This window comes from Spongiactinospora gelatinilytica (assembly GCF_003236385.1).
In the GTDB taxonomy this organism is placed as follows: Bacteria; Actinomycetota; Actinomycetes; order Streptosporangiales; family Streptosporangiaceae; genus Spongiactinospora; species Spongiactinospora gelatinilytica.
Genome location: NZ_POUA01000854.1, coordinates 1 through 463, shown reverse-complemented (window position 1 = coordinate 463; position 463 = coordinate 1). Strand labels below are relative to the sequence as shown.

General features: G+C 55.9%; 1 protein-coding gene. It reads left to right on the top strand.

Translation table 11 applies throughout. From position 1 onward, the window contains the following. Positions 1-87: 87 nt before the first annotated feature. Positions 88-463, top strand: a 376-nt coding sequence (locus C1I98_RS46620; RefSeq protein ID WP_199537594.1) for a hypothetical protein, incomplete at its 3' end; no start/stop codon positions are given.

Below are 463 nucleotides of genomic sequence, written 5' to 3'. Positions count from 1 at the left end.
GTTGTTAAGGATGAACCAGGGACTTGCACGGTCACAATCACCGCAACGGATGCGTCCGGGCTTCAAACGACTAAACAGGTGACGGTCGTGGTGACTGAAACGTCACCGTATGACCAGGAATCAGCGGTGGCATCAGCTGCGGCAACACTTGAGTCAACGTCACGTGATGCAACGAAAACGACGGCTGATGTGCAAGCTGCCCAAGACGCGTTAAATCGAGCGTTGGCCGATGCAAAAACCGCACGTGAGACAGCAAACAGCAACGCGGCGGCGGCAATTACCAATGCGACGACTCAGGATGTGGCCACGGATGATGCGGTTGCTCGGGCAATTGCGGCTGTGCAAACCGCCCAAGCGGATGCCGCGGCGAACACGGGTACAACGCAGGCAATTGTTGATGCCACAACGGCGTTAGAGAAAGCGGTTGCGGTAGCATCTGCCCAAGCAATTGTAACTAATCCAG